At 71.3% G+C, this 4,237-nt stretch carries 6 protein-coding genes and 2 tRNA genes; 7 read left to right on the top strand and 1 reads right to left on the bottom strand.

Features of this window, described 5'->3' with window-relative positions; genetic code table 11:
- Nucleotides 1–233 precede the first annotated feature (233 nt).
- The 6 genes from H5J33_RS25570 to H5J33_RS25595 all read left to right on the top strand — a co-directional run bounded on the left by H5J33_RS25570 (nt 234) and on the right by H5J33_RS25595 (nt 2,908).
- Nucleotides 234–306 (top strand) — tRNA-Thr (locus H5J33_RS25570).
- 46 nt (nt 307–352) lie between these two features.
- Nucleotides 353–425: transfer RNA gene (locus tag H5J33_RS25575), tRNA-Met, on the top strand.
- Between the two features lie 90 nt (nt 426–515).
- Nucleotides 516–680: a 50S ribosomal protein L33 gene (rpmG, locus tag H5J33_RS25580; RefSeq protein WP_003948671.1), complete on the top strand. Its 165-nt coding sequence runs from the start codon at nt 516–518 to the stop codon at nt 678–680.
- 159 nt (nt 681–839) lie between these two features.
- Nucleotides 840–1,292, top strand: a complete 453-nt coding sequence (locus H5J33_RS25585) for a MaoC family dehydratase N-terminal domain-containing protein (protein ID WP_181797225.1) — start codon at nt 840–842, stop codon at nt 1,290–1,292.
- A gap of 7 nt (nt 1,293–1,299) precedes the next feature.
- Nucleotides 1,300–1,728: a MaoC family dehydratase gene (locus H5J33_RS25590; protein ID WP_181797226.1), complete on the top strand. Its 429-nt coding sequence runs from the start codon at nt 1,300–1,302 to the stop codon at nt 1,726–1,728.
- Between the two features lie 124 nt (nt 1,729–1,852).
- Nucleotides 1,853–2,908 carry a UDP-N-acetylmuramate dehydrogenase gene (locus H5J33_RS25595; RefSeq protein WP_181797227.1) on the top strand — a complete coding sequence of 352 codons (1,056 nt, stop codon included), beginning with the start codon at nt 1,853–1,855 and terminating at the stop codon, nt 2,906–2,908.
- Between the two features lie 13 nt (nt 2,909–2,921).
- Here the strand turns inward: H5J33_RS25595 and H5J33_RS25600 are convergent, their stop codons facing one another.
- Nucleotides 2,922–3,554 (bottom strand): NAD(P)-dependent oxidoreductase, encoded by a 633-nt coding sequence (locus H5J33_RS25600; RefSeq protein ID WP_181797228.1) that lies wholly within the window; start codon nt 3,552–3,554, stop codon nt 2,922–2,924.
- Nucleotides 3,555–3,666: 112 nt separating this feature from the next.
- Between H5J33_RS25600 and H5J33_RS25605 the strand changes: the two genes are divergently transcribed.
- The coding region (locus H5J33_RS25605) for a TetR/AcrR family transcriptional regulator (RefSeq protein ID WP_181797229.1) at nt 3,667–4,237 on the top strand (571 nt) is incomplete at its 3' end.

The following is a 4,237-nucleotide window of genomic DNA, read 5'->3' on the forward strand; positions in this document are numbered from 1 at the left end:
TCGGGCGGGAGGGGCTCGGGCGGGCCGGCGTGAGGCGCGGGGCGCGTGGGTCGCCCCAAGATCACGCAGGGCGAGTCGAGCCTAGGGTCGGGAGCCGCGCGGATCCGGCAGGAGCGCAATAGTCGTACCGGCGTGGTCCGCCCTGTCCGGGCACCCCGCGGAGGGCCTTCGAGTGGGCGCCGGGATACGGATTTGGGCGAACGGCGGCGGACCGTGTAATGTCTTCATCGCTCGCCCCAATAGCTCAGTCGGCAGAGCGTCTCCATGGTAAGGAGAAGGTCAACGGTTCGATTCCGTTTTGGGGCTCTGGTGTGAGAGGTTCCCGTCGCGAGGCGGGAGCTGATCTCATCAAAGCGGTGTAGCTCAGTCGGTAGAGCAAGCGGCTCATAATCGCTGTGTCACCGGTTCAAGTCCGGTCACCGCTACTGACAGTAGCCGATTGCGGGGTCGGTCCTTCGATCGGCTACTCTTTCTTGCGTTGAACCAGTCCATCCGTTCGTCTTAGGAGCACTCACGTGGCTGCCACCGACGTCCGCCCGAAGATCACGCTGGCCTGCGTGGAGTGCAAGGAGCGGAACTACATCACCAAGAAGAACCGGCGTAACAACCCGGACCGTCTTGAGATGAAGAAGCACTGCCCGCGTTGCAACGCGCACACCGCGCACCGCGAAACGCGATAAATCAGGCTCGTCCGTGAGGCCGTCCCCTTCCGAGGGGGCGGCCTCACGGCGTTTCCGCGGTCCGCCCGCATCGAGCACCCCACCGGCCCCGTGCGCATTCCCCGACCGGTTTCCGGCTAATTTGGGGCCATCACAGCAGAGATCAGGAGGTGCCGGGCCATGGCGCTCGACCAGTCCTTCGTGGGACGGACCTACCCGCCCACCGCGCCCTATGAGGTGGGCCGGGAGAAGATCCGCGAGTTCGCCGAGGCGGTGGGCGAGACCAACCCGGTGTACACCGATCCCGAGGCCGCCAAGGAATTCGGTCACCCCGATGTGATCGCCCCGCCGACCTTCGTGTTCTCCATCACTTACCGGGCCGCCGGACAGGTCGTCCAGGACCCGCGGCTCGGCCTGGACTACAGCCGCGTGGTGCACGGCGACCAGAAGTTCGCCTACGCCCGCCCGGTGCGCGCCGGCGACCGGCTCACGGTCACCTCCACCATCGAGGCGGTCAAGTCCCTCGCGGGCAACGACATCCTGGACATCCGCGGTGAGGTCCACGACGAGTCCGGTGAGCTCGTCGTGACCGCCTGGACCAAGCTCGTGGCCCGCGCGGCCGAGGAGGCGTGAGGAACCGATGACGGCGAAGATCGCGTACGACGAGGTCGAGGTCGGCACCGAGCTGCCGGCGCGCAGCTTCCCCGTGACGCGCGCCACGCTGGTGCGCTACGCCGGTGCCTCCGGGGACTTCAACCCGATCCACTGGAACGAGAAGTTCGCCAAGGAGGTGGGCCTGCCGGACGTCATCGCGCACGGCATGTTCACCATGGCCGAGGCGATCCGCGTGGTCACCGACTGGACCGGGGACCCGGGCGCGGTCGTGGAGTACGGCGTCCGCTTCACCCGGCCCGTCGTCGTCCCGAACGACGACCAGGGCGCGCTGATCGAGGTCAGCGGCAAGGTCGCGGCCAAGCTGGACGACCGAACCGTCCGGGTGGACCTGACGGCGACGAGCGCCGGCCAGAAGGTGCTGGGCATGTCCCGGGCGGTCGTACGACTGGCCTGACCGGTTCGGAGCCGAGGCGAGGGGCGTCCTCTCGCGAGGGGCGCCCCTCACGGGAGAGGCGTACCGGAGGCAGGTGGTCCCCGCCTGCCCGGACCCCTCGGGCACGTCTCGTACGCTTGGGCCCGTGCAGGTACTCCACGACGCCCCCCTTGCCCCGCTGACCACCTTCCGGCTGGGCGGTCCCGCGACCCGGCTGGTCACGGCCGGCACCGACGCCGAGGTGATCGCCGCGGTGCGCGAGGCCGACGACAGCGGCACGCCGCTGCTGGTCATCGGCGGCGGCTCCAACCTGGTCATCGGCGACAAGGGGTTCGACGGCACCGCGCTGCGCATCGCCACGCGCGGGGTCGAACTGCGCGGCGGGACGCTGGAGCTGGCGGCCGGCGAGGTGTGGAGCGACGCCGTCGCCCGCACCGTGGAGGCCGGGCTCGCCGGGATCGAGTGCCTGGCCGGCATCCCCGGCTCCGCGGGCGCCACGCCGATCCAGAACGTGGGCGCCTACGGCCAGGAGGTCTCCTCGACGATCACGGAGGTGATCGCGTACGACCGCCGGGCCGGCGAGACCGTCACCCTGACGAACGAGGAGTGCGCCTTCTCGTACCGCCACAGCCGCTTCAAGGCCGACCCGGACCGCTATGTCGTGCTCCGGGTCCGGTTCGGGCTGGAGGACGCGGGCGGGCTGTCCGCGCCGCTGAAGTACGCCGAGACCGCCCGCGCGCTCGGCGTGGCGACCGGTGACCGGGTGCCGCTCGCCGACGCCCGCGAGACCGTGCTGAAGCTGCGTGCCGGGAAGGGCATGGTGCTGGACCCCGAGGACCACGACACCTGGTCCGCCGGTTCCTTCTTCACCAACCCGATCCTCACCGACGAACAGTTCGCCGCCTTCCGCGCGCGCGTGCGCGAGCGGCTGGGCGAGGACGCCGAACCGCCCGCCTACCCGGCGGGGGAGGGCCGCACGAAGACGTCCGCGGCCTGGCTGATCGACAAGGCGGGCTTCACCAAGGGCTACGGCACCGGCCCTGCCCGCATCTCCACCAAGCACACCCTCGCCCTGACCAACCGGGGCGATGCCACCACCGAGGACCTGCTCGCCCTGGCCCGCGAGGTGGTCGACGGGGTCCGCGCGGCCTTCGGCGTCACGCTCGTCAACGAGCCGGTGACCGTCGGTGTGAGCCTGTAGGGACGAAACCGGCTCAGTACGCCACTCCCACGCCCTGCCGCACGGTCTCCCTGGCGTCGATCATCGACAGCATCGCGTGCGCCACGTCGGCGCGCGCGAGGAAGCGGCCCCTGACGGGGGTGCCGCCGACCACCGTGCGGTAGCGGCCGGTGAGCGGCTTGTCCTGGAGCCGCGGCGGCCGTACGCACGTCCAGTCCGTGTCGCTGCGGGCCAGGTCGGCCTCCATCTCGCGCAGATCGGCGTAGACGTCCTTCAGGACCGCCGACACGATGCCCCGCACCGCGCGGTCCACGGGGCCGTCGCCCTCGGGGGCCGGGCCGACCGGGCTGGCGCTGACCACCAGCAGCCGGCGCACCCCCTCAGCCTCCATGGCGCGGACGATCGTACGGGTCAGCCGGGCGGTCACCCCGTCGGCCTTGCGGCCGCGCGGCCCCAGGCCGGACAGGACGGCGTACCGGCCCCGGACGGCGGCGCGCAGCTCCTCCGGGTCGTCCAGGCCGCTGCGGACGATCTCCAGGCGGTCCCCGGTCACCGGGAGCCGGGCCGGGTCCCGTACGACGGCCGTGACCTCGTGACCGGCGTCCAGGGCCTGGCGGACCAGCTCCCGGCCGGTCCCGCCGGTGGCGCCGAAAACAGTGAGCTTCATGGTGGCTTTCCTCCCGTGCCCCGCGCGATTGCGGGTGGGTGAGCGCTCACTCACCCCTCTGCCTCCTAGAGTGGGTAAGCACTCACTCACCCGTCAAGGCCGAGAGGAACCCATGGAGCCCGTGGACACGAAGCCGGCGCGTGTGCGCATCCTCGACGCCGCCCACGAGCTGATGCTCACCGTCGGACTCGCCCGCGCCACCACCAAGGAGATCGCCCGCGCGGCCGGCTGCTCCGAGGCGGCCCTCTACAAGTACTTCGACAGCAAGGAAGAGCTGTTCGTGCGGGTCCTCACCGAGCGGCTGCCCCGGCTCACCCCGCTGCTCGACAGCCTCGCCGCCGCGCCGGGACGGGCCACCCTGGAGGAGAACCTCACCGAGATCGCCCGCCAGGCCGCGCTCTTCTACGAGCAGAGCTTCCCGATCGCCGCCTCGCTGTACGCCGAGACCCAGCTCAAACGGCGCCACGACGACACGCTGCGCGCCCTCGGCTCCGGTCCGCACCTGCCCATCCAGGGCGTGGACGCCTATCTGCGCGCCGAACAGTCCGCCGGCCGGGTCCGCGCCGACGCCGACACCTACGCCGCCGCCTCACTCCTCCTGGGCGCCTGCGCCCAGCGGGCCTTCGCCTACGACGCCACCGAGACCGGACGGCGGCCACCGGTGGACGAGTTCGCCGCCCGCC

Source organism: Streptomyces sp. WELS2, from assembly GCF_013870595.1.
Classification (GTDB): Bacteria; Actinomycetota; Actinomycetes; order Streptomycetales; family Streptomycetaceae; genus Streptomyces.

What these genes read in the sequence shown, in the direction of transcription:
- H5J33_RS25600 (WP_181797228.1), bottom strand. Translation starts at nt 3,554, where the DNA reads ATGAAGCTCACTGTTTTCGGCGCCACCGGCGGGACCGGCCGGGAGCTG.
- H5J33_RS25585 (WP_181797225.1), top strand. Translation starts at nt 840, where the DNA reads ATGGCGCTCGACCAGTCCTTCGTGGGACGGACCTACCCGCCCACCGCG.
- H5J33_RS25590 (WP_181797226.1), top strand. Translation starts at nt 1,300, where the DNA reads ATGACGGCGAAGATCGCGTACGACGAGGTCGAGGTCGGCACCGAGCTG.